The sequence below is a fragment of the Pseudomonas sp. P4_C4 genome, from assembly GCF_056402055.1.
Window position 1 is genome coordinate 49,965 of the sequence record NZ_JBFUID010000018.1, and the last position, 22,948, is coordinate 72,912.

The 22,948-nt window shown below is 60.7% G+C and carries 15 protein-coding genes and 2 pseudogenes; 12 read left to right on the forward strand and 5 right to left on the reverse strand.

Going from position 1 to position 22,948, the window contains the following annotated elements:
• Positions 1-9: 9 nt before the first annotated feature.
• The 3 genes and pseudogenes from AC1DXW_RS11820 to AC1DXW_RS11830 form a co-directional block, all read right to left on the reverse strand.
• A complete protein-coding gene (locus AC1DXW_RS11820; RefSeq protein ID WP_477754540.1) occupies positions 10-1,038 on the reverse strand; it encodes an HAD family hydrolase in 1,029 nt (342 codons plus the stop codon).
• Positions 1,035-1,252, reverse strand: a pseudogene (locus AC1DXW_RS11825) (BatD family protein); the annotation flags it as partial. The pseudogene AC1DXW_RS11825 and the gene AC1DXW_RS11820, both read right to left, overlap by 4 nt.
• 306 nt (positions 1,253-1,558) lie before the next feature.
• Positions 1,559-1,984 (reverse strand): YciI family protein, encoded by a 426-nt coding sequence (locus AC1DXW_RS11830; RefSeq protein WP_477754554.1) that lies wholly within the window; start codon positions 1,982-1,984, stop codon positions 1,559-1,561.
• Between the two features lie 178 nt (positions 1,985-2,162).
• On the opposite strand from AC1DXW_RS11830, the gene AC1DXW_RS11835 reads away from it, so the two are divergent.
• The 10 genes from AC1DXW_RS11835 to AC1DXW_RS11880 all read left to right on the forward strand — a co-directional run bounded on the left by AC1DXW_RS11835 (position 2,163) and on the right by AC1DXW_RS11880 (position 17,196).
• Complete coding sequence (locus tag AC1DXW_RS11835; RefSeq protein ID WP_477754060.1) at positions 2,163-2,606, forward strand: SRPBCC family protein; 444 nt, start codon at positions 2,163-2,165, stop codon at positions 2,604-2,606.
• Between the two features lie 235 nt (positions 2,607-2,841).
• On the forward strand, positions 2,842-3,342 hold the full coding sequence (gene tpx, locus AC1DXW_RS11840) for a thiol peroxidase (protein ID WP_477754059.1): 501 nt from the start codon (positions 2,842-2,844) through the stop codon (positions 3,340-3,342).
• A 177-nt stretch (positions 3,343-3,519) separates the two neighbouring features.
• Positions 3,520-4,836 carry an MdtA/MuxA family multidrug efflux RND transporter periplasmic adaptor subunit gene (locus AC1DXW_RS11845; protein ID WP_477754058.1) on the forward strand — a complete coding sequence of 439 codons (1,317 nt, stop codon included), beginning with the start codon at positions 3,520-3,522 and terminating at the stop codon, positions 4,834-4,836.
• On the forward strand, positions 4,833-7,937 hold the full coding sequence (locus AC1DXW_RS11850; protein ID WP_477754057.1) for an MdtB/MuxB family multidrug efflux RND transporter permease subunit: 3,105 nt from the start codon (positions 4,833-4,835) through the stop codon (positions 7,935-7,937). Before AC1DXW_RS11845 ends, AC1DXW_RS11850 begins: the two co-directional genes overlap by 4 nt.
• Positions 7,934-11,041 (forward strand): efflux RND transporter permease subunit, encoded by a 3,108-nt coding sequence (locus tag AC1DXW_RS11855; RefSeq protein WP_477754056.1) that lies wholly within the window; start codon positions 7,934-7,936, stop codon positions 11,039-11,041. Before AC1DXW_RS11850 ends, AC1DXW_RS11855 begins: the two co-directional genes overlap by 4 nt.
• Complete coding sequence (locus AC1DXW_RS11860) at positions 11,038-12,519, forward strand: efflux transporter outer membrane subunit (protein ID WP_477754055.1); 1,482 nt, start codon at positions 11,038-11,040, stop codon at positions 12,517-12,519. The genes AC1DXW_RS11855 and AC1DXW_RS11860 overlap by 4 nt, the downstream gene beginning before the upstream one ends.
• A gap of 210 nt (positions 12,520-12,729) precedes the next feature.
• Positions 12,730-14,847, forward strand: coding sequence for a putative bifunctional diguanylate cyclase/phosphodiesterase (locus AC1DXW_RS11865; protein ID WP_477760033.1), 2,118 nt, complete (start codon positions 12,730-12,732; stop codon positions 14,845-14,847).
• An 85-nt stretch (positions 14,848-14,932) separates the two neighbouring features.
• The gene (locus AC1DXW_RS11870; protein WP_477754053.1) at positions 14,933-15,679 is read left to right on the forward strand and encodes an SDR family oxidoreductase; all 747 of its coding nucleotides are present in this window, start codon (positions 14,933-14,935) and stop codon (positions 15,677-15,679) included.
• A 370-nt stretch (positions 15,680-16,049) separates the two neighbouring features.
• Positions 16,050-16,433 carry a Kelch repeat-containing protein gene (locus AC1DXW_RS11875; protein WP_477754052.1) on the forward strand — a complete coding sequence of 128 codons (384 nt, stop codon included), beginning with the start codon at positions 16,050-16,052 and terminating at the stop codon, positions 16,431-16,433.
• A gap of 34 nt (positions 16,434-16,467) precedes the next feature.
• Positions 16,468-17,196 carry a Kelch repeat-containing protein gene (locus AC1DXW_RS11880; protein WP_477754051.1) on the forward strand — a complete coding sequence of 243 codons (729 nt, stop codon included), beginning with the start codon at positions 16,468-16,470 and terminating at the stop codon, positions 17,194-17,196.
• 6 nt (positions 17,197-17,202) lie between these two features.
• Here AC1DXW_RS11880 and mapR read toward each other — a convergent pair whose 3' ends face one another.
• Both mapR and ccoG read right to left on the reverse strand, forming a co-directional pair.
• The gene (gene mapR / locus AC1DXW_RS11885) at positions 17,203-18,612 is read right to left on the reverse strand and encodes a GntR family transcriptional regulator MpaR (RefSeq protein WP_477760034.1); all 1,410 of its coding nucleotides are present in this window, start codon (positions 18,610-18,612) and stop codon (positions 17,203-17,205) included.
• Between the two features lie 144 nt (positions 18,613-18,756).
• Positions 18,757-20,169, reverse strand: coding sequence for a cytochrome c oxidase accessory protein CcoG (gene ccoG, locus AC1DXW_RS11890; protein WP_477754049.1), 1,413 nt, complete (start codon positions 20,167-20,169; stop codon positions 18,757-18,759).
• Between the two features lie 219 nt (positions 20,170-20,388).
• Between ccoG and AC1DXW_RS11895 the strand changes: the two are divergent.
• A pseudogene (locus AC1DXW_RS11895) lies at positions 20,389-20,585 on the forward strand (MgtC/SapB family protein); the annotation flags it as partial.
• 303 nt (positions 20,586-20,888) lie between these two features.
• Positions 20,889-22,886, forward strand: coding sequence for an alpha-1,4-glucan--maltose-1-phosphate maltosyltransferase (locus tag AC1DXW_RS11900; RefSeq protein ID WP_477754048.1), 1,998 nt, complete (start codon positions 20,889-20,891; stop codon positions 22,884-22,886).
• Positions 22,887-22,948 lie beyond the last annotated feature (62 nt).

Below are 22,948 nucleotides of genomic sequence, written 5' to 3' on the forward strand. Positions count from 1 at the left end.
CACGTCTTTTTATTGCACTTGCTCGGCTGTGGAGGCATCGAACGGATAGATCCGACGCCATTCGGACGCCATGTCGACGACCGTCCAGCCACGTTTGTTTGCTTCGTCCAGAGCCTTGTCCAGACGACCGATCTGCGATTGCCGGTCGTAAGCCCATTCGCGTTTGGCGTCGGTGTGATGCACCAGGCCCATGAAGCGTTTACCGGGACCGGCGGCGGTCCACTGGAGCATTTGCAAGTCACCGTCGGAGTTGCCAACGGCGAGGATTGGCCGGCGTCCGATCACGGCGTCGATGCTTTCCGGTTTGCCCGGGCCATCGTCGTTGTGGGCCAGTTTTGGCGTGCGCAGGATAGACGCCTGGCCGTCCTTGAATTGATAGGCAGTGACAAAGGTGGTGCCAATGACCTGTTCTGGCGGGATGCCATAGACCTTCTCGGCGAAGGCGCGCATGAACCCGGTGTCGCCGCCGGACACGATGTAGGTCTTGAAGTCCCGGCTGCGCAGGTAGTCGAGCATTTCCAGCATCGGCTGGAAGATCATCTCGGTGTACGGCTTGCCGGTTTTTGGATGGCGGGCCTGGCTCAGCCAGGTTTTGGCGTAGTCATCGAAGGCATCGGTGGTCATGCCGGAGTGGGTCGCTGCGAAAATCTTCAGCAGGCCTTCCATGCCAGTGGCGGCCAGGGCCTTGTGATCGTTTTCCAGCACCGCCTGGAAGGGCTGGGTGGTTTTCCATTCCGGGTGCTGCGGCGCGGTGCGCTTGACTTCCTCGAGGGCGAACAGCAACTCGAAGTACATCGGCTGCTCGCTCCACAAAGTGCCGTCGTTATCGAACACGGCAATGCGGTCCTCGGGCTTTACGAAGTCCTTGCTGTTTTGATCGGTGACCGTCTGCACGAACTCGGTGATCTGCTTTTTCGACGGGCCATCGTTCCAGGAGGGTAGCGGCTCGGCCGCCTGAACCAGTAACGGCAGGCTCAAGGCCAGGGTCAGCAGGAAGCTGAATGCGCAGTGATGGCGCAACGATATCGAATTCGTCATGGGAAATCCTTCTCGTGAACGGGGTTGGGCGGATGCAGTGCACAAGTGACTGATTCTCTGTTGCGCCCGGCCTGACTATGCAGCGTAGACAAGGATTCCCTGATTTGGCGCAGCGCCTGATCTTTGTCCGGTTCACGGCCGTAACAGGTCCGCAGGAAGGTTTGCAGGCGCGGGCCGTCAGGCTGCGACGGCTGCGTCGGGTCCACAGATACCCAGTTGCAGTTCGACCAGGCTGCCGACCATGACGGGATCGGCGGGTTGCAGGCTGACGCTGACCCGCAGTTCGGGTTCGGCGGCGAGGGTGCTTGTGTCGATCAGGCAAAGGAACAAGGTGCCGAATTTTGTGGTGGATGAGCGATTGCAATCGCGAGCAGGTCGGATCGCCGCACCGTCGCTCCCACAGGGGATCGGTGGCGCACACTGATCCAGTGTGCGCGGGCTTGCCCGCGATGGCGGATTTACATTCAACGCTGATGGTGGCTGATCTGCCACCTTCGCGAGCAAGCTCGCTCCAGGGGATTCAGTTCTTCTTCGCCTGCTCCCACACCCGTTCTTCCTGCGCACGCAGTTCCGGCGTGAATTCGGCACCAAAGTCTTCAGCCTCGAACACCTGGCGAATCTCGATCTCGGCTTCGGTGCCTGGCATCGGGTTGGGGCAGCGCTTGACCCACTCGATGGCTTCTTCTTTGGACTTCACTTTCCACAACCAGAAGCCGGCGATCAGTTCCTTGGTTTCGATGAAGGGGCCGTCGATGACCGAGCGTTGCTCCCCCGAAAACTTTACGCGGGCGCCTTTGCTGCTGGGGTGCAGGCCTTCGCCTGCGAGCATGATGCCGGCCTTGACCAGTTCTTCGTTGTAGTTGCCCATGGCAGTCAGCAGTTCCTGGCTGGGCATCACGCCGGCTTCGGAATCGGCGCTGGCCTTGATGATGATCATGAATCGCATGGTGATTTCTCCGTTGTAATTGAGTGACTCGCTAAATGGTCGAATGGCTGTAGTGCAAATCGACACCCCCTCGACAAAATTGTTGTAGAAGACACTTTGGCAGGTTTCTTTTCGACCGCCATTTCGCTACACCGTATTTCTGGCGAGCCTGTCCAACGATCAAAGGAATGTGTCCCGTATGGCAATTCTGGAACTCACTACACTCATCCCCGGCCGCACGCCCGAACAGGTCCTCGACTTCTGCCTGGAAGGGGTCAACTTTCCGAAGATTTTCCCCGAGCGCATTACCCCGCTGGGCGATGTCGATCTGAACAACCTGCGGATTGAAGCCGGGCGGCAATTCCGCTTTCGCCACTGGATGTTCAATGTGATTCCGTCGAGCTGGACGGTGGTGATTCGTGAAGTCGGCGAGTGGCATTTCATCGACGAGATGCTCAACGGGCCGATGCGTGCCTTTCGTCATGAACATCGGGTCGAGGCGGGAGAGGGCGGTACGCTATACACCGACCGGGTGACGTATTCGGCGATTGGCGGTGCGTTGGTGGAAGCGCTGCTTGTGAATTCCTATATGCGGCGGATTTTCGAGGCGCGACATCGGAACATGCTGCAATTGCTTAAGTAGCGCCGGGATCTTGTGGGAGCGAGCCTGCTCGCGATGGCGTCAGATCAGTCACCTGCGATGTTGAATGACATAGCGCTATCGCGAGCAGGCTCGCTCCCACGGGGGTAAGGTTTGTATCCAGTTTTGTACGCTGATACATGACAATTTATGTTTGACCATAGGTCGTAGGACAATTTCGTGGTTAACTTCGGCCTCGTCAAAATTCTCCACCACAACGTTCAGAAGGACTCCGTTCATGGCTCAAGTCACTCTTAAAGGCAACCCGGTTCAAGTCAACGGCCAACTGCCACAAGCCGGTTCCAAGGCGCCAGCCTTTTCCCTGGTTGCCGGCAATCTGTCCGACGTCACCCTGAAAGACTTTGCCGGCAAGCGCAAAGTACTGAACATCTTCCCAAGCATTGATACCCCGACGTGCGCCACTTCCGTGCGCCAGTTCAACGCCAAGGCCAGCGACGTGGCCAACACTGTCGTACTGTGCATCTCCGCTGACCTGCCGTTCGCCCAAGCCCGCTTCTGCGGCGCCGAAGGCCTGGAAAACGTACAGAACCTGTCGACCCTGCGCGGTGCCGAGTTCATCCAGAACTACGGCGTGGCCATCGCCGACGGCCCGCTCAAAGGCCTGACCGCTCGTGCCGTTGTGGTTCTGGACGAAAACGACAACGTGCTGCACAGCGAACTGGTTGGCGAAATCGCTGACGAGCCGAACTACGAAGCGGCACTTGCTGTTCTGAAATAAGTCTGGCTTTACAATGTTTAACGGCCTGGCCCTGTCCAGGCCGTTTTCATTTGTGCTTCAGTGCCTTACACAAAACCACTGCTACGTAAGCCAAAGGTAAATTGCCGGTAAAGGCGCTTTGCTTAAAACCCGCCAGTGCTTATCGTTCAGCCTCATGTAAAAAAGCCCACGCGCCCAATGGTTGATCACTCAATGCAATCCTCCGCTTCCCATAGTCCTCGTCGCTGGCTGTTCGGCCTGCTTGTCCTGTTGGTCATCGCCGCCCTGTGCTGGAAATTCTGGCCCGGCAGCGCTGCACCCAAAGAGGCTGCGGGGCAGAAAGCCGTCGCGGGGCATACCGGCAGGTCAGGCGGAATGCGACCTGGATTCGGCGGGGCGTCCGGGCCGGTACCGGTGCGAGTGGCGCCGGCAGTCACTGGTGATTTCCCTCTGTACTTCAAGGCGCTGGGCACGGTCACGGCGCTGAACACCATCAATGTCCGCAGCCGCGTCGGCGGTGAGCTGGTCAAGATCTATTTCGAAGAAGGGCAGATGGTCAAGGCCGGCGACCTGCTGGCCGAAATCGATCCGCGTCCGTACCAGAACGCCTTGCTCCAGGCCGAAGGCACCTTGCTGCAGAATCAGGCGCAGCTGAAAAACGCCCAGGTCGATGTCGAGCGTTATCGCGGCCTGTACCGCGAAGACAGTATTGCCAAGCAGACCCTGGACACCGCCGAAGCGCTGGTCGGTCAGTTCCAGGGCACCGTCAAGACCAATCAGGCGGCGGTCAACGATGCCAAGCTCAATCTCGAATTCACCCGGATCCGCGCACCGATCACCGGTCGCGTCGGCCTGCGTCAACTGGACGTCGGTAACCTGGTCGCGGCCAACGACACCACTGCATTGGCGATCATCACCCAGACCCAACCGATCAGCGTGGCCTTCACCTTGCCGGAAAACAGCCTCGACACCGTGCTCGCCCGTTATCGCAGCGGCGCCAAACTGCCGGCTGAAGCCTGGGACCGCGGTGATACCAAACTGCAAGCCACGGGCGTGCTGCAGAGCCTGGACAACCAGATCGACGTCACCACCGGCACCCTGAAATTCAAGGCCCGTTACGAGAACCGCGATCAGTCGCTGTTCCCCAATCAGTTCGTCAATGTGCGCCTGCTGGCCGACACCCTCAAGGACGTCGTACTGGCGCCTTCCGCCGCGATCCAGTTCGGCACCAACGGCACGTTCGCCTATGTCCTGGACGGTGACAAGAAGGTCAAGATCCGTCAGTTGAAAGTCGGCGCCAGTGACGGCCTGAACACTGTGGTCACCGAAGGCCTGTCGGCGGGCGATCGGGTCGTATTGGAAGGCACTGACCGCCTGAAGGAYGGCAGCGACGTGGAGGTGGTCAACGACCGCCAGGACGTGCCGACCACGCCAACCGAACACCTGCAAGGCAAGTCGGCGGCCGACGCGGCTGAGCCTGCGACCACTGACAAGGCGAAAAAGGACGGCGCATGAATCTCTCGCGGCTGTTCATCCTTCGCCCGGTAGCCACCACGCTGAGCATGCTGGCCATTATCCTGGCCGGCGTCATCGCCTATCGGCTGCTGCCGGTGTCGGCGCTGCCCCAGGTCGATTACCCGACCATTCGCGTCATGACCCTGTATCCCGGCGCCAGCCCGGATGTCATGACCAGCGCAGTGACTGCGCCACTTGAGCGGCAGTTCGGGCAGATGCCCGGCCTGACGCAAATGACCTCCACCAGTTCCGGCGGGGCGTCGGTGCTGACCCTGCGGTTCAGCCTCGACATCAACATGGACGTGGCCGAGCAACAAGTTCAGGCGGCGATCAACGCCGCGACCAACTTGCTGCCCAAGGACCTGCCGGCACCGCCGGTGTACAACAAGGTCAACCCGGCCGACACGCCGGTGCTGACTCTGGCCATCACCTCCAAGACCATGCTGTTGCCCAAGCTCAACGATCTGGTCGATACGCGCATGGCACAGAAGATTGCCCAGATCAGCGGCGTCGGCATGGTCAGCATTGCCGGTGGCCAGCGCCAGGCCGTGCGGATCAAGGTCAACCCCGAGGCCCTGGCGGCCAACGGCCTGAACCTGTCGGATGTGCGCACCCTGATCGGCGCCTCCAACGTCAACCAGCCCAAGGGTAACTTCGACGGCCCGACCCGGGTCTCGATGCTCGATGCCAACGATCAACTGACGTCGCCCAAGGACTACGCCAATCTGATTCTGGCCTACGCCAACGGCGCACCGTTGCGACTCAAGGACGTCGCGGAAATCGTCGACGGCGCCGAGAACGAGCGTCTGGCCGCTTGGGCCAACGAGAACCAGGCCGTGCTGCTGAACATCCAGCGTCAGCCCGGCGCCAACGTCATCGAGGTGGTGGACCGGATCAAGGCCCTGTTGCCGAGCATCACCGACAACCTGCCGGCCGGCCTCGACGTGGTGGTGCTGACCGACCGCACCCAGACCATCCGCGCCTCGGTCAAGGACGTGCAGCATGAATTGCTGATCGCCATCGCCCTGGTGGTCATGGTCACCTTCCTGTTCCTGCGTCGCGCCAGCGCCACGATCATTCCATCGGTGGCCGTACCGCTGTCGCTGATCGGTACGTTCGGCGTGATGTACCTGGCAGGGTTCTCGGTCAACAACCTGACCCTGATGGCCCTGACCATCGCCACCGGTTTCGTGGTGGACGATGCGATCGTCATGCTGGAGAACATTGCGCGCTTCATCGAGGAGGGCGACAGCCCGCTGAACGCGGCGCTCAAGGGTGCCAAACAGATCGGTTTCACCCTGATCTCCCTGACGTTGTCGCTGATCGCCGTGCTGATCCCGCTGCTGTTCATGGCGGACGTGGTCGGGCGGCTATTCCGCGAGTTCGCCATTACGCTGGCGGTGGCGATCCTGATTTCCCTGGTGGTTTCCCTGACCCTGACGCCGATGATGTGCGCGCGGTTGCTCAAGCGTGAACCCAAGGAAGCAGAGCAGGGCCGCTTCTACCGTGCCAGCGGCGCGTTCATCGACTGGATGATCGCCGCCTACGGACGCAAGTTGCAGTGGGTGCTCAAGCACCAGCCACTGACCTTGATGGTGGCCATTGGCACATTAGCGCTGACGGTATTCCTCTACATGGTGGTGCCCAAGGGTTTCTTCCCGGTGCAGGACACCGGCGTCATCCAGGGCATTTCCGAAGCGCCGCAATCGATTTCCTTCACCGCCATGAGCGAGCGCCAGCAGGAACTGGCCAAGGTCATCCTGGCCGACCCGGCGGTCGAGAGCCTGTCCTCCTACATTGGCGTGGATGGCGACAACTCGACCCTCAACAGCGGTCGGTTGCTGATCAACCTCAAGTCGCACCACAACCGCGACCTGAGCGCCACGCAAGTGATTGCCCGGCTGCAACCGGAGCTGGACAAACTGGTCGGCATCCGCCTGTTCATGCAGCCGGTGCAGGACCTGACCATCGAAGACCGGGTCAGCCGCACGCAGTACCAGTTCAGCATGTCGTCGCCGGATTCGGAGTTGCTGAGCCTGTGGAGCGGGCGTCTGGTGGAGGCCTTGGCCGACCGGCCGGAGTTGACCGACGTCGCCAGCGATTTGCAGGACAAGGGCTTGCAGGTCTACCTGGTGATCGACCGCGATGCGGCATCGCGGGTCGGGGTGTCGGTGTCGAACATCACCGATGCGCTGTACGACGCCTTTGGTCAGCGGCAGATTTCCACCATCTACACCCAGGCCAGTCAGTACCGCGTGGTGCTGCAATCGCAGGCCGGCGAGAAGATCGGCCCGGATGCGTTGAACCAGATTCACGTCAAGACCACCGATGGCGGGCAGGTGCGCCTGTCCAGCCTGGCGCATATCGAGGAGCGCCAGGCGCAACTGGCGATCACCCATATCGGCCAGTTCCCGGCAGTGATGATGTCCTTCAACCTGGCGCCCGGCGTGGCGCTGGGGCATGCGGTCGAGATCATCGAGCAGGTGCAGAAGGACATCGGCATGCCGATTGGCGTGCAGACCCAGTTCCAGGGCGCGGCGCAGGCGTTCCAGGCTTCGCTGTCGAGCACTTTGCTGCTGATCCTGGCGGCGGTGGTGACCATGTACATCGTGCTGGGCGTGCTCTACGAGAGCTACATCCACCCGATCACCATTCTTTCGACCCTGCCTTCGGCGGCGGTGGGCGCCTTGCTGGCGTTGATCCTCAGCGGCAACGACCTGGGCATGATCGCGATCATCGGCATCATTCTGCTGATCGGCATCGTCAAGAAGAACGCGATCATGATGATCGACTTCGCCCTCGACGCCGAGCGCAACCAGGGCATGGACCCGCAAACGGCGATCTATCAGGCGGCCTTGCTGCGTTTTCGGCCGATCCTGATGACCACCCTGGCCGCGTTGTTCGGTGCCGTGCCGTTGATGCTGGCCACCGGTTCCGGCGCAGAACTGCGCCAGCCGCTGGGTCTGGTGATGGTTGGCGGATTGCTGCTGAGCCAGGTTCTGACGCTGTTCACAACGCCTGTGATCTACCTGTACTTCGACCGTCTCGGTCGGCGCTGGGGTCGCAAGCCTGAGTCCGTGGAAGCGGTAGAGCAGCCATGAACCTTTCGGGACCTTTCATCAAACGCCCGGTGGCGACCATGCTGCTGAGCCTGGCGATCATGCTGCTGGGTGGCGTGAGCTTCGGTTTGCTGCCCGTGTCGCCGCTGCCGCAAATGGACTTTCCGGTGATCGTGGTCCAGGCCAGTCTGCCCGGGGCCAGCCCCGAGGTGATGGCATCGACCGTGGCCACGCCGCTGGAACGCTCTTTCGGCGCCATTGCCGGGGTCAACACCATGAGCAGCCGGTCCAGCCAGGGATCGACCCGGGTGATCCTGCAATTCGACCTCGACCGCGACATCAACGGCGCGGCGCGGGAAGTGCAGGCGGCCATCAATGCCTCGCGCAACCTGCTGCCGAGCGGGATGCGCAGCATGCCGACCTACAAGAAGGTCAACCCGTCCCAGGCGCCGATCATGGTGCTGTCGCTGACCTCGGATGTGCTGGAAAAAGGCCAGCTCTATGACCTGGCCTCGACGATCCTGTCCCAGAGCCTGTCCCAGGTGCAGGGCGTCGGCGAGGTGCAGATCGGCGGCAGTTCCCTGCCGGCGGTACGTATCGAGCTCGAACCGCAGTCGCTGAACCAGTACGGCGTGGCCCTGGACGATGTGCGCAACACCATCGCCAATGCCAACGTGCGCCGGCCCAAGGGCTCGGTGGAAGACGATCAACGGCTGTGGCAGGTCCAGGCCAACGACCAGTTGGAAAAGGCCAAGGACTACGAGTCGCTGATCATCCACTACAACGGCGGCGCGGCCCTGCGCCTGAAGGATGTGGCGAAAGTCAGCGATGGCGTCGAGGACCGCTACAACAGCGGTTTCTTCAACGACGACGCGGCGGTGCTGCTGGTGATCAACCGGCAGGCCGGCGCCAACATCATCGAGACGGTCAACGAGATCAAGGCGCAACTGCCGGCATTGCAGGCGGTGTTGCCGGCCAGCGTCAAGCTGAACCTGGCCATGGACCGCTCGCCCGTCATCAAGGCGACGCTGCACGAAGCGGAAATGACCCTGCTGATCGCCGTGGCGCTGGTGATTCTGGTGGTGTTCCTGTTCCTCGGTAACTTCCGCGCCTCGCTGATTCCGACGCTGGCGGTGCCGGTGTCGCTGGTCGGCACCTTTGCCGTGATGTACCTCTACGGTTTTTCGCTGAACAACCTGTCGCTGATGGCGCTGATCCTGGCCACCGGGCTGGTGGTGGACGATGCCATCGTGGTGCTGGAGAACATTTCCCGGCACATCGACGAAGGCGTGCGGCCGATGCGGGCAGCGTACCTCGGTGCCCAGGAAGTCGGTTTTACTTTGTTGTCGATGAACGTGTCGCTGGTGGCGGTGTTCCTGTCGATCCTGTTCATGGGCGGGATCATTGAAAGCCTGTTCCGCGAATTCTCCATCACCCTGGCGGCGGCCATCGTGGTCTCGCTGCTGGTGTCGTTGACCCTGACCCCGATGCTCTGCGCCCGATGGCTCAAGCCGCATACGCCGGGGCAGGAGAACCGCCTGCAACGCTGGAGCCGGCGGGCCAACGACTGGATGGTCGGCAAATACGCCACCAGCCTCGACTGGGTGCTGCGCCACAAGCGCCTGACGTTGCTCAGTCTATTCGTGACAATTGGTGTGAACATCGCGTTGTATGTGGTTGTTCCTAAAACATTTATGCCGCAGCAGGATACCGGCCAGCTGATCGGTTTCGTGCGCGGCGACGACGGCCTCTCGTTCAGTGTGATGCAGCCGAAGATGGAGATTTTCCGCCGGGCGGTGTTGAAGGACGAGGCCGTAGAAAGCGTCGCCGGGTTCATTGGCGGTTCCAACGGCACCAACAACGCCTTCATGCTGGTGCGCCTGAAGCCGATCAAGGAACGCAACATTTCCGCACAGAAAGTCATCGAACGCCTGCGCAAGGAAATGCCCAAGGTCCCCGGCGCACAACTGATGCTCATGGCCGACCAGGACCTGCAATTCGGTGGCGGCCGCGAACAGACCAGTTCGCAATACTCGTACATCTTGCAAAGCGGGGATCTGGGGGCGTTGCGCGAGTGGTATCCGAAAGTCGTCACTGCGCTCCGGGCCTTGCCGGAACTGACGGCAATCGATGCGCGGGAAGGCCGGGGTGCCCGGCAAGTGACCCTGATCGTCGACCGCGACCAGGCCAAGCGCCTGGGTGTCGATATGGACATGGTCACGGCGGTACTGAACAACGCCTACAGTCAGCGGCAGATTTCAACCATCTACGACAGCCTCAACCAGTATCAGGTGGTGATGGAGGTCAATCCGAAATACGCCCAGGACCCGATCACTCTCAAGCAGGTCCAGGTGATCACCGCTGACGGCGCGCGGATCCCGCTGTCGACCATTGCCCATTACGAAAACAGCCTGGAAAACGACCGGGTCAGCCACGAAGGCCAGTTCGCTTCGGAAAGCATTGCCTTCGACATGGCCGAAGGCGTGACCGTGGAGCAGGGCAGTGCCGCCATTGAACGAGCGATTGCCAAGGTCGGCCTGCCGGAAGACGTGATCGTGAAAATGGCCGGCACCGCCGACGCCTTTGCCGCCACGCAAAAAAGCCAGCCGTTCATGATTCTCGGCGCGCTGGTGGCGGTGTATCTGGTGCTCGGCGTGTTGTACGAAAGCTACATTCATCCGCTGACCATCCTGTCCACGCTGCCGTCGGCCGGGGTCGGCGCGTTGCTGTCGATCTATGCACTGGGCGGCGAGTTCAGCCTGATTTCGTTGCTGGGGCTGTTTCTGCTGATCGGCGTGGTGAAGAAAAACGCCATTCTGATGATCGACCTGGCGTTGCAACTGGAACGACACCAGGGCATGGCACCGCTGGAATCGATTCGCAGTGCCTGCCTGCAACGTTTGCGACCTATTCTGATGACCACCCTGGCGGCGATCCTCGGTGCCTTGCCGTTGCTGCTGAGCCGTGCCGAAGGGGCGGAAATGCGCCAGCCACTGGGCCTGACCATCATCGGCGGGCTGATCTTCAGCCAGGTGCTGACGCTTTACACCACCCCGGTGGTTTACCTCTATCTCGACAAACTGCGCCATCGCTTCAATAAATGGCGTGGGGTGCGTACCGATGCTGCTCTGGAAACTCCGCTATGACTGAACGTTCGCTTTTCAACCTGGCTGCACCGCTGATCACAGCCCGAGGCTCGCGTGTGTTGAGCCTGTCACTGTGCGTGGCGATGCTCAGTGCCTGCGCCGTCGGCCCGGATTACCAGCGCCCGCAAACCGCGGAACCGGCGCAGTACAAGGCCGCAGAGGGCTGGCGTCAGGCCAATCCGAGCGATGCCTTGGCGCGTGGTGCGTGGTGGGAGTTGTATGGTGACCGGCAGCTCAACGACCTGGTCGAAAAGCTCAACAGCTCCAACCAGACCGTCGCCCAGTCCGAAGCCCAGTACCGGCAGGCCCAGGCGTTGGTGCGCAGCGCACGCGGGGCGTTTTTCCCGACGGTCGACCTGAACGTCAGCAAGAACCGCTCAAGCCAGGGCACCGGCAGCAGCAACTCCAGCCTGAGCAGTTCTTCCAGCGGTATTCGCGACACGTACTCGGCCCAGGCGGGCGTCAGTTGGGAAGCGGATGTCTGGGGCAAGCTGCGCCGGGGCCTGGAAGCCGACACCGCGAATGCCCAGGCCAGCTTTGCCGATTTGGCCGCGATGCGCCTGAGTCAACAGTCGGAGCTGGTGCAGAATTACCTGCAATTGCGCGTGATCGATGGTCAGAAGCGCTTGCTCCAGGACACGGTCGAGGCTTATCAGCGTTCGCTGAAAATGACCGAGAACCAGTACCGCGCAGGCGTATCCGGCAAGGACGCCGTGGCCCAGGCTCAGACGCAGCTCAAGGGCACCGAAGCCGATATGATCGACCTGATCTGGCAACGCGCCCAGTTCGAGAACGCCATTGCCGTGCTGATCGGCTTGCCACCGGCGCAGTTCAGCCTGGCGGAAAGCCAGGACATTCCGCCGTTGCCGCAAGTACCGTCGGCGCTGCCTTCGCAGTTACTGGAGCGGCGCCCGGACATTGCTGCCGCCGAGCGTTCGGTGATGGCCGCCAACGCCAACATCGGTGTGGCCAAGGCCGCCTATTACCCCGATCTGACACTGAACATGAACGGCGGTTATAGCAGCAGCACCTATTCCAACTGGATCAGCCTGCCGAACCGCTTCTGGTCGGTCGGACCGCAATTGGCCATGACCCTGTTCGACGGCGGCCAGCGCTCGGCGGAAGTCGATCGCAGTGAAGCGGCCTATGACGAAACGGTGGCCAAGTACCGCCAGACCGTGCTGGACGGATTCCGCGAGGTGGAAAACTTCCTGGTGCAGCTCAAGGTGCTTGAAGACGAAGCCGTCGTGCGCCAACAGGCACTGGACGCCGCTCGTGAATCGCTACGCTTGACCCAGAACCAGTACAAGGCCGGTTTGATTGCCTACATCGATGTGGTGGTGACCCAGGCGGCGGCGCTGAGCAATGAGCGCAGTAACCTGGACCTGCTGCAAAGCCGCTTGATAGCCAGCGTGCAGTTGATTGCCGCGTTGGGGGGTGGCTGGGATGGGCAGCTTCAGGTGAGTGAAAGCCGATAGTGCAATCTAACGCACGCTGCTATCCCAAAGGTTTTGTGGCGCCAGCAGCTTGAAGCGAGTTAATGTAAAACCTTAAAACAAGCGTTTCATCGGACTGATGGCCCTTTGCTCATTTTGTGAGTGCGTTCTCATTTGGAATCAGTACAATCGCCGCATTTGCCCCCCAGCGAGAATCAATACCATTGACGGGGGCATGCGCGAGAAGTCCCCATGCTCATCGGTAGCTATTCCCCCACCCTGGTCATCATTTCGCTCTGTGTCGCGATTCTCGCCTCATACACCGCACTCGACCTGACCGGACGCATTGCCACTGCCAAAGGCCGCGCCGTGCATTTGTGGACCGCGGGCGGGGCCATTGCCATGGGCATCGGCATCTGGTCGATGCACTTTATCGGCATGCTCGCGTTCAAGTTGCCGATCGACCTGGGGTACGACGGCACCATCACCCTGTTGTCGCTGCTGATTGGCGTGCTCTCCAGCGGTTTTGCGCTGTGGCTGGTCAGCCAGCCGCAATTACCGGCCTGGCAACTGGCCTTTGGCGCGTTGGTCATGGGCGCCGGCATCAGCGCGATGCACTACACCGGCATGGCCGCCATGCGCATGCAACCGGGCATCGACTACGACCCGACGCTGTTCGGCACCTCGCTGATGATCGCTGTCGGTGCTTCGGGCGCGGCATTGTGGATTGCTTTCCGCCTGCGCCAGCACACGCCTTATGTCCGTCTGATCCGTGGTGGTGCCGCCGTGATCATGGGTATCGCCATCGTCGGCATGCACTACACCGGCATGGCCGCCGCACGCTTTGCCGATGGCAGCTTTTGCGGGGCGGTGGTCAATGGCCTGAGCGGCAAGGGCCTGGACAACCTGGTACTGGTCACCACGCTGGCGGTGCTGAGCATCGCTTTGCTGACCTCGATCCTCGATGCGCGCCTGGAGGCCCGCACCGCGAGCCTGGCCGAGTCGCTGACCGAGGCCAACCGTGAACTGACCCAACTGGCCCTGCATGACACCCTCACCGGGTTGCCGAACCGGATGTTGCTCGCTGATCGTATCGATCAGGCCATGTCGTGGGTCCGGGAAGAGGGTGGCTGCTTTGCCCTGATGTTCATCGATCTGGACGGCTTCAAACCGGTCAACGATGCCTTTGGTCACCATATGGGTGATTTGCTGTTGCGCGAAGTGGCCTTGCGCCTGCGCGAAGACTTGCGTAGCCAGGACACCTTGGCGCGCATCGGCGGCGACGAGTTCGTGTTGCTGGTGCAATTGAGCGAACAGAACGACGCCTTGAGCCTGGCGGCCCGTCAGGTCGGGTTGATCGCGCGGGCGTTCCGGGTTGCCGAACATGATTTGCACATTTCCGCCAGCGTCGGCATTGCGCTCTACCCGGGTAATGGGCAGTCCGCCCAGGAGTTGCTGATGAACGCCGACGCGGCGATGTATCACGCCAAGGGCGCGGGTAAAAACGGCTACAGTTTTTTCGATGCCTCGATGAACAGCAACGCCCGCAAACAGCTGCAATTGCTGCAGGACTTGCGCAATGCCGTGGAACAACAGGAATTCAGCCTGTATTACCAGCCCAAGTTCGACGCCGCCAATGGCCGTCCGGTGGGCGCCGAGGCGTTGTTGCGCTGGGAGCACCCGACGCAAGGGATGCTGTTGCCGGACAAATTCATCGAAATGGCGGAAAAAACCGGCCTGATCATCCCGATTGGCGAGTGGGTACTCAACGAAGCCTGCCGGCAGATGCGCGAGTGGTACGTGTCGGGCTGCACCGATTGGCGCATTGCAGTGAACCTTTCGGCCATCCAGTTCTGTCATTCCGGGCTGGTCCAGAGCGTCGCCAAGGCCCTGGCGACTCACCATCTGCCGGCCAACAGCCTGACCCTGGAAATCACTGAAACCACCGCCATGAGCGATGCCGATGCGAGCATGACGGTGCTTCAGGAACTCTCGGAAATGGGCGTCGACCTGTCCATCGACGACTTTGGTACTGGCTATTCGAGCTTGATGTACCTCAAGCGCCTGCCGGCCAACGAACTGAAGATCGACCGCGGTTTTGTCCGCGACCTGGAGCACGACAGCGATGACGCCGCCATCGTTTCGGCCATCGTCGCCCTCGGCCAGGCGCTGGGGTTGCGCATCGTCGCCGAAGGTGTGGAGACGGGTGTGCAGCAGGACTTCCTGACTCAACTCGGTTGCGATTCGTTGCAGGGGTACCTGCTGGGGCATCCGTTGCCGGCCGCAGGCTTCATGGTGGAAATCCATCGCGGGGAGCAATTGGTCGAGCAGTTGAAAGCCAGTTCAGAACGCGAAATGTCGATGACATGACAGCTGACGTGAAGCCATGCAAAAACCGTCAATGGCGGTTATTCTAGCCCCCGACCGCTTAAGCTTTGATTGGGGGAAAGCTCGCATGGACAAAGTCATCGTCATCACCGGCGGTAGCCGCGGCATTGGTGCCGCCACCGCGCTGTTGGCCGCCGCGCAGGGCTATCGGATCTGCATCAACTACCAGGCCGACGAACAGGCTGCACTCGGCGTGCTCGAGCAAGTCCGTGCCCTCGGTGCACAAGCCATTGCGGTGCGGGCCGACGTCAGCATCGAAGACGAAGTCATCGCGCTGTTCGATCGGGTAGACAGCGAACTGGGCCGGGTCACCGCGCTGGTGAACAACGCCGGCACCGTCGGGCAAAAGTCCCGGGTCGACGAGATGTCCGAGTTCCGCATTCTCAAAATCATGAAAACCAACGTCCTGGCGCCGATCCTCTGCGCCAAGCACGCGATCCTGCGCATGTCGCCCAGGCACGGAGGGCAGGGCGGCAGCATCGTTAACGTATCGTCTGTCGCCTCGCGTTTGGGATCGCCCAACGAGTACGTCGACTACGCGGCCTCCAAAGGCGCGCTGGACACCTTCACCATCGGTCTGTCCAAGGAAGTGGCGGGCGAGGGGATTCGGGTCAATGCCGTGCGCCCTGGCTTCATCTACACCGATTTCCATGCCTTGAGCGGTGACCCGGATCGGGTCAGCAAACTGGAATCGGCGATTCCGATGGCCCGGGGCGGGCGTCCGGATGAGGTGGCGGAGGCGATTGTCTGGTTGCTGTCGGACAAGGCTTCTTATGCGACGGGGACATTCGTTGATCTGGGTGGTGGGCGGTAGTCTCTGAGACCTCTATTTGTCTGAATCGGCCCCTTAGCGAGCAGGCTCGCTACCACAGTTGACCAGCAACCCTGTGGGAGCGAGCCTGCTCGCGATAGCAATCTTTCAAACGACAGAGAACTATTCGCAGGACCTGACAATCCACGTCAATGTTTCTATCGCGTACCCGACCACCTCATTCCAAGGGCTGCCATCATTCAGTCGAGTGCAATTGCGATAGCACCGATTTGAAATCTTTCTGCGTCTACCTGTTATTTCCGACAGTAGGCCAATCAATGCATGACCCGTAGCTTGGTTTCGGGCGAAAGGAGGTGATTTGTTGTTTCTGAATCACTGTACTCAAACGAACTCTCAGCAACGGAGTATTTCCATGAACAATATCATCGACGATTATTTCGACACGGTCGCATCCCTGGGCGTCCCGCGGGCATATCACTCGGCTACCGTTCAATTTGACGGTCGTGTGCTGGTGGCAGGTGGTCTCAACGAGGCAGGGCGCAATCAATCCGAGGCTGGTCGCCAGCCTGAGGGCACGACCCCGACCCTTTGGCAGCAACTCGACATTGGAGCGTCGGCGTCGATTTCCGACGTCGAACGCTACGATGCGTCTGCAGATGCCTGGTCTCTTGTTTCTCCACTGATCGAGGCCCGTGCAGACCATTGTGCCGTGTGTTTGCACAGTGGGCAGATCATGATCATTGCGGGTTCCGGGTTCCGGGTCCCGGGGCACGCTCGACAGCGTCGAGTTGTATAACCCGTCAAAAAATTGCTGGACGGCGACGCAGGCGATGTCGACTCCGCGTTTTGCACACACCGCGACAGTTTTGGACACTGGGCTGGTCATGGTCTGTGCAGGCAACAATCTGTATCAAGGGGAGGGTCATGTACTCGACAGCGTAGAAATCTACGACCCGATATGCAATGGCTGGACCGTTGCCCCATCGATTCCAGTTGCACGGATGAACCACAGTGCCACGCTGCTGGCATCCGGAGAAGTACTGGTGTTGGGCGGGTATTCGGCAACGCGGAATGCAGCGATCGACGATGCCTCGCTGTTTGATCCGGTCAATCGAACCTGGCGCAACGTCAAACCATTACCTCAAAGACGAATGCAGCACACGGCAACACGGCTGAAGGACGGGCAGGTATTGGTGGTCGGTGGTACCGATGAACCTTTTGATCCCGGGCGGGAGGATGCGTACCTATACGATCCGAACTCGGACAGTTGGAGCGCTCCAATGCCAATGGCTTATGGCCGCATAGGTCATAGCGTGACACAACTGTGTTCGGGGCGCGTGCTCGTGGTTGGCTGTGCTTCAAACGATGAAGCCGCGTTTGTCACGGAAGTGTTCGACCCTGTCTCCCATCATTGGACAGTGTCTGCGGTATTGGAAACCGCTAGGTTTACACATACCGCGAGCCTGTTGTGTTCGGGGCGGGTACTGGTAGCAGCAGGGCAGCGGGTGACGAGTCACCCGTCTTATGTGGCCAGTGCCGAGCTGTTTACGGAGGGATGAGGGGGATCAGAACGACCGCACAATCCGCCCCAACGTCTCCATCGCCTTTTCCGAGTCCTCAGTCCAAGGACTCCCATAATTCAACCGAATACAATTCCTGAACCGCTGCGTCGGCGAAAAAATCGGCCCCGGCGCGATGCTGATCCCTTGCGCCAGCGCCATCTGGAACAACTTCAAGGAATCCATCTGCTCCGGCAGTTCCAGCCACAGGAAGTAACCGCCGGCCGGTTGGCTGACGCGGGTCTGCGCCGGGAAATAGCGGGCGATGGCGGCGAGCATGGCGCTTTGCTGGTCTTCCAGCGCGTGGCGCAATTTACGCAGGTGCCGGTCGTAGCCGCCGTGTTGCAGGTAATCGGCGATGGCGGCCTGGGCCGGCATCGAGGCACAGAGTGAGGTCATGAGTTTCAGTCGTTCGATTTTCTGCGCATAGCGCCCGGCGGCGACCCAGCCGATGCGGTAGCCGGGGGCCAGGCTCTTGGCGAACGAGCCGCAGTGCATCACCAGGCCTTCGGTATCAAAGGCCTTGGCCGGTTTCGGTGCTTGTTGGCCGTAATACAGTTCGGCGTAGACATCGTCTTCGATCAGCGGCACCTGGTGGCGGCGCAGCAGTTCCACAAGCTGCTGTTTCTTGGCCTCAGGCACAGTCGCGCCCATGGGGTTCTGGAAGCTGGTCATGCACCAGCAGGCCTTGATCGGATGGCGCTCCAGGGTTTGCTCGAGCACACCGAGGTCGATGCCGTCGCGCGGGTGCACGGGGATTTCCACGGCTTTGAGCTTCAGGCGTTCGAGCACTTGCAGGCAGGCGTAGAACGCCGGGGCTTCGATGGCCACCAGATCGCCGGGTTGGGTCACCGCTTGCAGGCACAGATTGAGGGCTTCCAGCGCGCCGTTGGTGATCAGCAGTTCTTCCATGGGCAGCATCAGCCCGCCGACCATGTAGCGCAGGGCGATTTGCCGGCGCAGCTGCGGGTTGCCCGGCGACATGTCGGTGACCACCATGCGCGGGTCCATCTCGCGGCTGGCGCTGGCCAGGGAGCGTGACAAGCGTTGCAGGGGAAACAGCGTCGGGCTGGGGAACGCCGAGCCGAAGGGCACGGTGTTCGGGTCCTTGATCGAGTCGAGCACCGAAAACACCAGTTCACTGACGTCGACCTCGGTGGACTCGTTGACCTGATTGCTGATCACCGGTTCGGAAAACGGCCGGGTTGCATGAGCGTTGACGAAGTAACCGGAACGCGGGCGAGCGCGGATCAGCCCGCGACGTTCCAGCAGGTAGTAGGCCTGGAACACCGTCGACGGGCTGACCCCGTAGGTCTGGCTGGCATAGCGCACCGAGGGCACACGCTGGCCCGGGCCGAGGACGCCGGAGCGGATCAGTTCTGCGATGTCGTCGGCGAATTTTTCGTAGCGTTTCATCAAAAGCCCGGTTGGGTGTCATTTGGAGAAAGGGGACGGTCGTACCGCCAAGATCGCAGCCTTCGGCAGCTCCTACAATGGATCGGCTTGCGTGCGCAGGAGCTGCCGAAGGCTGCGATCTTTAAAACTCTGCATCTTAAAGGCTCAGCGATTCATCGGCGCCACAAACCGGCTCTTCGCCACGCTGTAGGCGTCGGGCTCATCGTTGTCGACCACCTTGAAGCTGATGCTCTGTGAGCTGCTGGCCGGACGCTCCGTGAGCATCACCACCGACACTGGCACATCGACAATCTCGCCCGGCGCCAGGCTCAACCCGGTCTTGCCTTGCAACTCGAAACCATCGGCATCGACCAGGCGCAATTGGTAGTCCTGACGCTGCTGGGTTTTGTTGATCACCTTCAGACTGTAGATGTTTTCGATCTGCCCCTGGCTGTTCTCGCGGAACAGGCCCCGGTCCTTGCTGACGTCGAGCGACACCATCGGCCGTTCCACCAGCGCCACCACCAGGGCGGCAATCATCACCAGCAGCACGGCGGTGTAGCCGATCAGGCGCGGACGCAACAGGTGCGTCTTGCCACCCTGCAACTGATGTTCGGATGTATAGCTGATCAATCCTGGGGCGTAGCCCATCTTGTCCATGATCGAATCGCAGGCGTCGATGCAGGCGGCGCAACCGATGCATTCCATCTGCAAGCCATCGCGAATGTCGATGCCGGTCGGGCAGACCTGCACGCAGAGCTGGCAATCGATGCAATCGCCCAGGCCGACCTCCGCGGGTTTGACCTCGCGTTTGCGCGGGCCACGGTTTTCGCCCCGGGCCACGTCGTAGGAAATGGTCAGGGTGTCCTTGTCGAACATCACGCTCTGGAACCGCGCGTAGGGGCACATGTGCATGCACACCGCTTCACGCAGCCAACCGGCATTGATGTAGGTGGCGCCGGTAAAAAACAGCACCCAGAACAGGCTGACGCCGCTCATTTGCAAGGTCAGTAGCTCTTCGGCCAAAGGCCGGATCGGCGTGAAATAGCCGACGAACGTCAGGCCGGTCAGCAGGCTGATGGCCAGCCACAAGGTGTGCTTGGCCGAGCGACGCATCAGCTTGTTCAGGCCCCACGGCGCGGCTTGCAACTTGATCCGCTGGTTGCGCTCGCCCTCGGTGATCTTCTCGCACCACATGAAGATCCAGGTCCACGAACTTTGCGGGCAGGTGTAGCCGCACCAGACCCGTCCCGCGAACACGGTGATCGCAAACAGGCCGAAGGCGGCAATGATCAACAGCGCCGACAGCAGGATGAAGTCCTGCGGCCAGAAAGTCGCGCCGAAGATATGGAATTTGCTTTCGGAAAGATCCCAGAGCACCGCCTGGCGGCCACCCCAGTTCAACCACACGGTGCCGAAAAACAGCAAAAATAGAAAACCCGCACCGCTGATGCGCAGGTTGCGGAACAACCCGGTGAAGCTGCGGGTGTGGATGTGGTTGTCGCTGGATTTGGCCTTCATCTTTGGACGCGAAGGCTCGAATGTTTCTACGGTTCGGACGGGGATTCTCTCGCTCATGGTCTTTCGCTCATCAGCCTCCATCAGGCATGAGCACTATGAGTGGCGATCTGTTTGCATAACAGATTCAGGTGTTGCATTAAAAAGCGGATCAGATGGTGCTGGGCGCACGGCCTGCGACAACTTGAAGCACCCGCCCCACAAAGGTGCAAACGCCTATGCAAAACAGCTGAGGTGGGTGTTGATCAACGTCAGTCAAATCACCGAATCACTGTCGGTGGCTTCATGGGTACCGGCACCATCCTGAAAACCACGAGGGCGACGAAGGCCACGTCAAAGGCCTGACCACCGCCGCCATCTGCGTCGCGGCCGGGCTGGGCCGGGAGGCGACGGCGGTGCTCAGTTCATTGTTGGCGCTCGGGGTGTTCTGTGTGATGCCGAGGATTGTGAAGCTGATCGACAAGGATCATGTTCCTACGTGTAAGGGATCCACCATCACCGGCGGCATCGTCGTTGGTGGTTCTTCCCTTGGCGGTGGGATCGTGCCAGGAGTGGATTGTTCATTGTTCAAACCTCAGGTGGCACATGGCGTGAGTCGTGCTTTAGTTGGTGGACTAGTGGGTGGGTCGCAGCGCGAAGGACTTGATTGCACAAATTGTTGATGAAACTTTCCCGGCGACTGTCGCTCGGAACCTAAGTGAGTGCATTCCGGGGCGGACAGTCCAGCGGGATGGCGACCAGACACAAGCGCGTCCATGGGGCGTCAGGAGAGAGGCTCGATGACGGCTGAAAAACCGACTGAGTTGAGCTACAACCCGCACATGCCGCTGTCGCAGGCGTTGTTGCTGCCGCGTATCGTCATGGAAAACATCATGCCGACCCTTGAAGGCGGGCAGTTCGCGGTCAAGGCCGTGGTGGGGCAGGATGTGGTGGTGACGGCCAAGGTCTTCGCCGACGGGCATGACAAGCTGGGGGTTCGCGTGCGCTGGCGGGCCGAGGACGAGGACGTCTGGCAAAGCGCGGTCATGAACGATTTGGGCAACAACGGTTGGCAAGGGCAGTTCCGGGTCCACAGCCAGGGCCGTTATCTGTTCTGTATCGAAGCCTGGATCGATCAGTTCGCCAGTTTTTGCTATGAGCTGGAAAAGAAGCATGCGGCGGCGGTGCCCGTCAGCCTGGAATTGCAGGAAGGGCGGATTCATGTACAACAAGCCGCCGAACGCAGCGAAGGGCAACTCAGCGAGCAACTGGCGGCCTTGCACCATGAACTGTCAGGACTGCTCGAAGCCGAGCAGGTCGCGCTGTTTTTGCACCAGCGTAGTGCCGACCTCATGGCCCGCGTCGATCATCGTGCTTACCTGAGCCTGAGCCCGGAGTACCCGCTGGATGTGGAGCGCGAACTGGCGCAGTTCGCCAGTTGGTATGAATTGTTCCCGCGTTCGATCACCGACAGTCCGGCGCGTCATGGCACCTTCAATGACGTGCATTCACGGCTGGCGATGATTCAGGACATGGGCTTCGATGTGCTGTATTTCCCGCCGATCCACCCGATCGGGCGCAGCTACCGCAAAGGCCCGAACAACACCCTGACGGCGGGCCCCGATGATCCGGGCAGTCCCTATGCGATTGGTAGCGAGGAGGGCGGCCACGAGACGATTCACTCGCAGTTGGGTACCCGCGAAGACTTCCGGCGACTGGTGGCGGCCGCCGCGGCCCATGGCCTGGAAATCGCCCTCGACTTTGCCATCCAGTGTTCCCAGGACCACCCTTGGCTCAAGCAACACCCCGGCTGGTTCAACTGGCGGCCGGACGGCACGATCAAATATGCCGAGAACCCACCGAAGAAATACCAGGACATCGTCAACGTCGACTTCTATGCCCCCGAGTCGATTCCGAGCCTGTGGGTGGAACTGCGCGACGTCGTGGTGGGCTGGGTCGAGGAGGGTGTGAAGATCTTCCGCGTCGATAACCCGCACACCAAGCCTTTGCCGTTCTGGCAATGGCTGATCGCCGATGTACGGGCGTTGTACCCCGAGGTGATCTTCCTCGCCGAAGCCTTCACCACCCCGGCAATGATGGCGCGCCTGGGCAAGGTCGGTTATTCCCAGAGCTACACCTATTTCACCTGGCGCAACACCAAGGCCGAACTGGCGAGCTACTTCACGGAACTCAACGAATCGCCATGGCGCGAATGCTACCGGCCGAATTTTTTCGTCAATACACCGGACATCAACCCGGCGTTCCTCCATGACTCAGGGCGTCCCGGGTTCCTCATCCGTGCCGTGTTGGCGACCATGGGCTCAGGCTTGTGGGGCATGTATTCGGGTTTCGAGTTGTGCGAGTCGGCGCCGGTGCCGGGCAAGGAGGAGTACCTTGACTCCGAGAAGTACGAGATCCGCCCCAGGGACTTCAACGCGCCGGGCAACATCATTGCCGAGATCGCCCAGCTCAACCGCATCCGCAGGCAGAACCCGGCGCTGCACACGCATCTGGGGCTGAAGGTCTACAACGCGTGGAACGACAATATCCTGTACTTCGGTAAACGCAGCATTGACGGCAGCAATTTCATTCTGGTGGCGGTCAACCTCGATCCGCACAACGTGCAGGAAGCGAGCTTTGAGTTGCCCTTGTGGGAAATGGGCCTGCCCGATGACGCCAGCACTCACGGTGAAGACCTGATGAATGGCCATCGCTGGACCTGGTACGGCAAGCAGCAATTGATGCGGATCGATCCGGCGTATCAGCCGTTCGGGATTTGGAGGATTACCACTGCTTGAATGCGCCGCAAACCACCCTGTAGGAGCTGCCGAAGGCTGCGATCTTTTGCTTTACAGCGAAG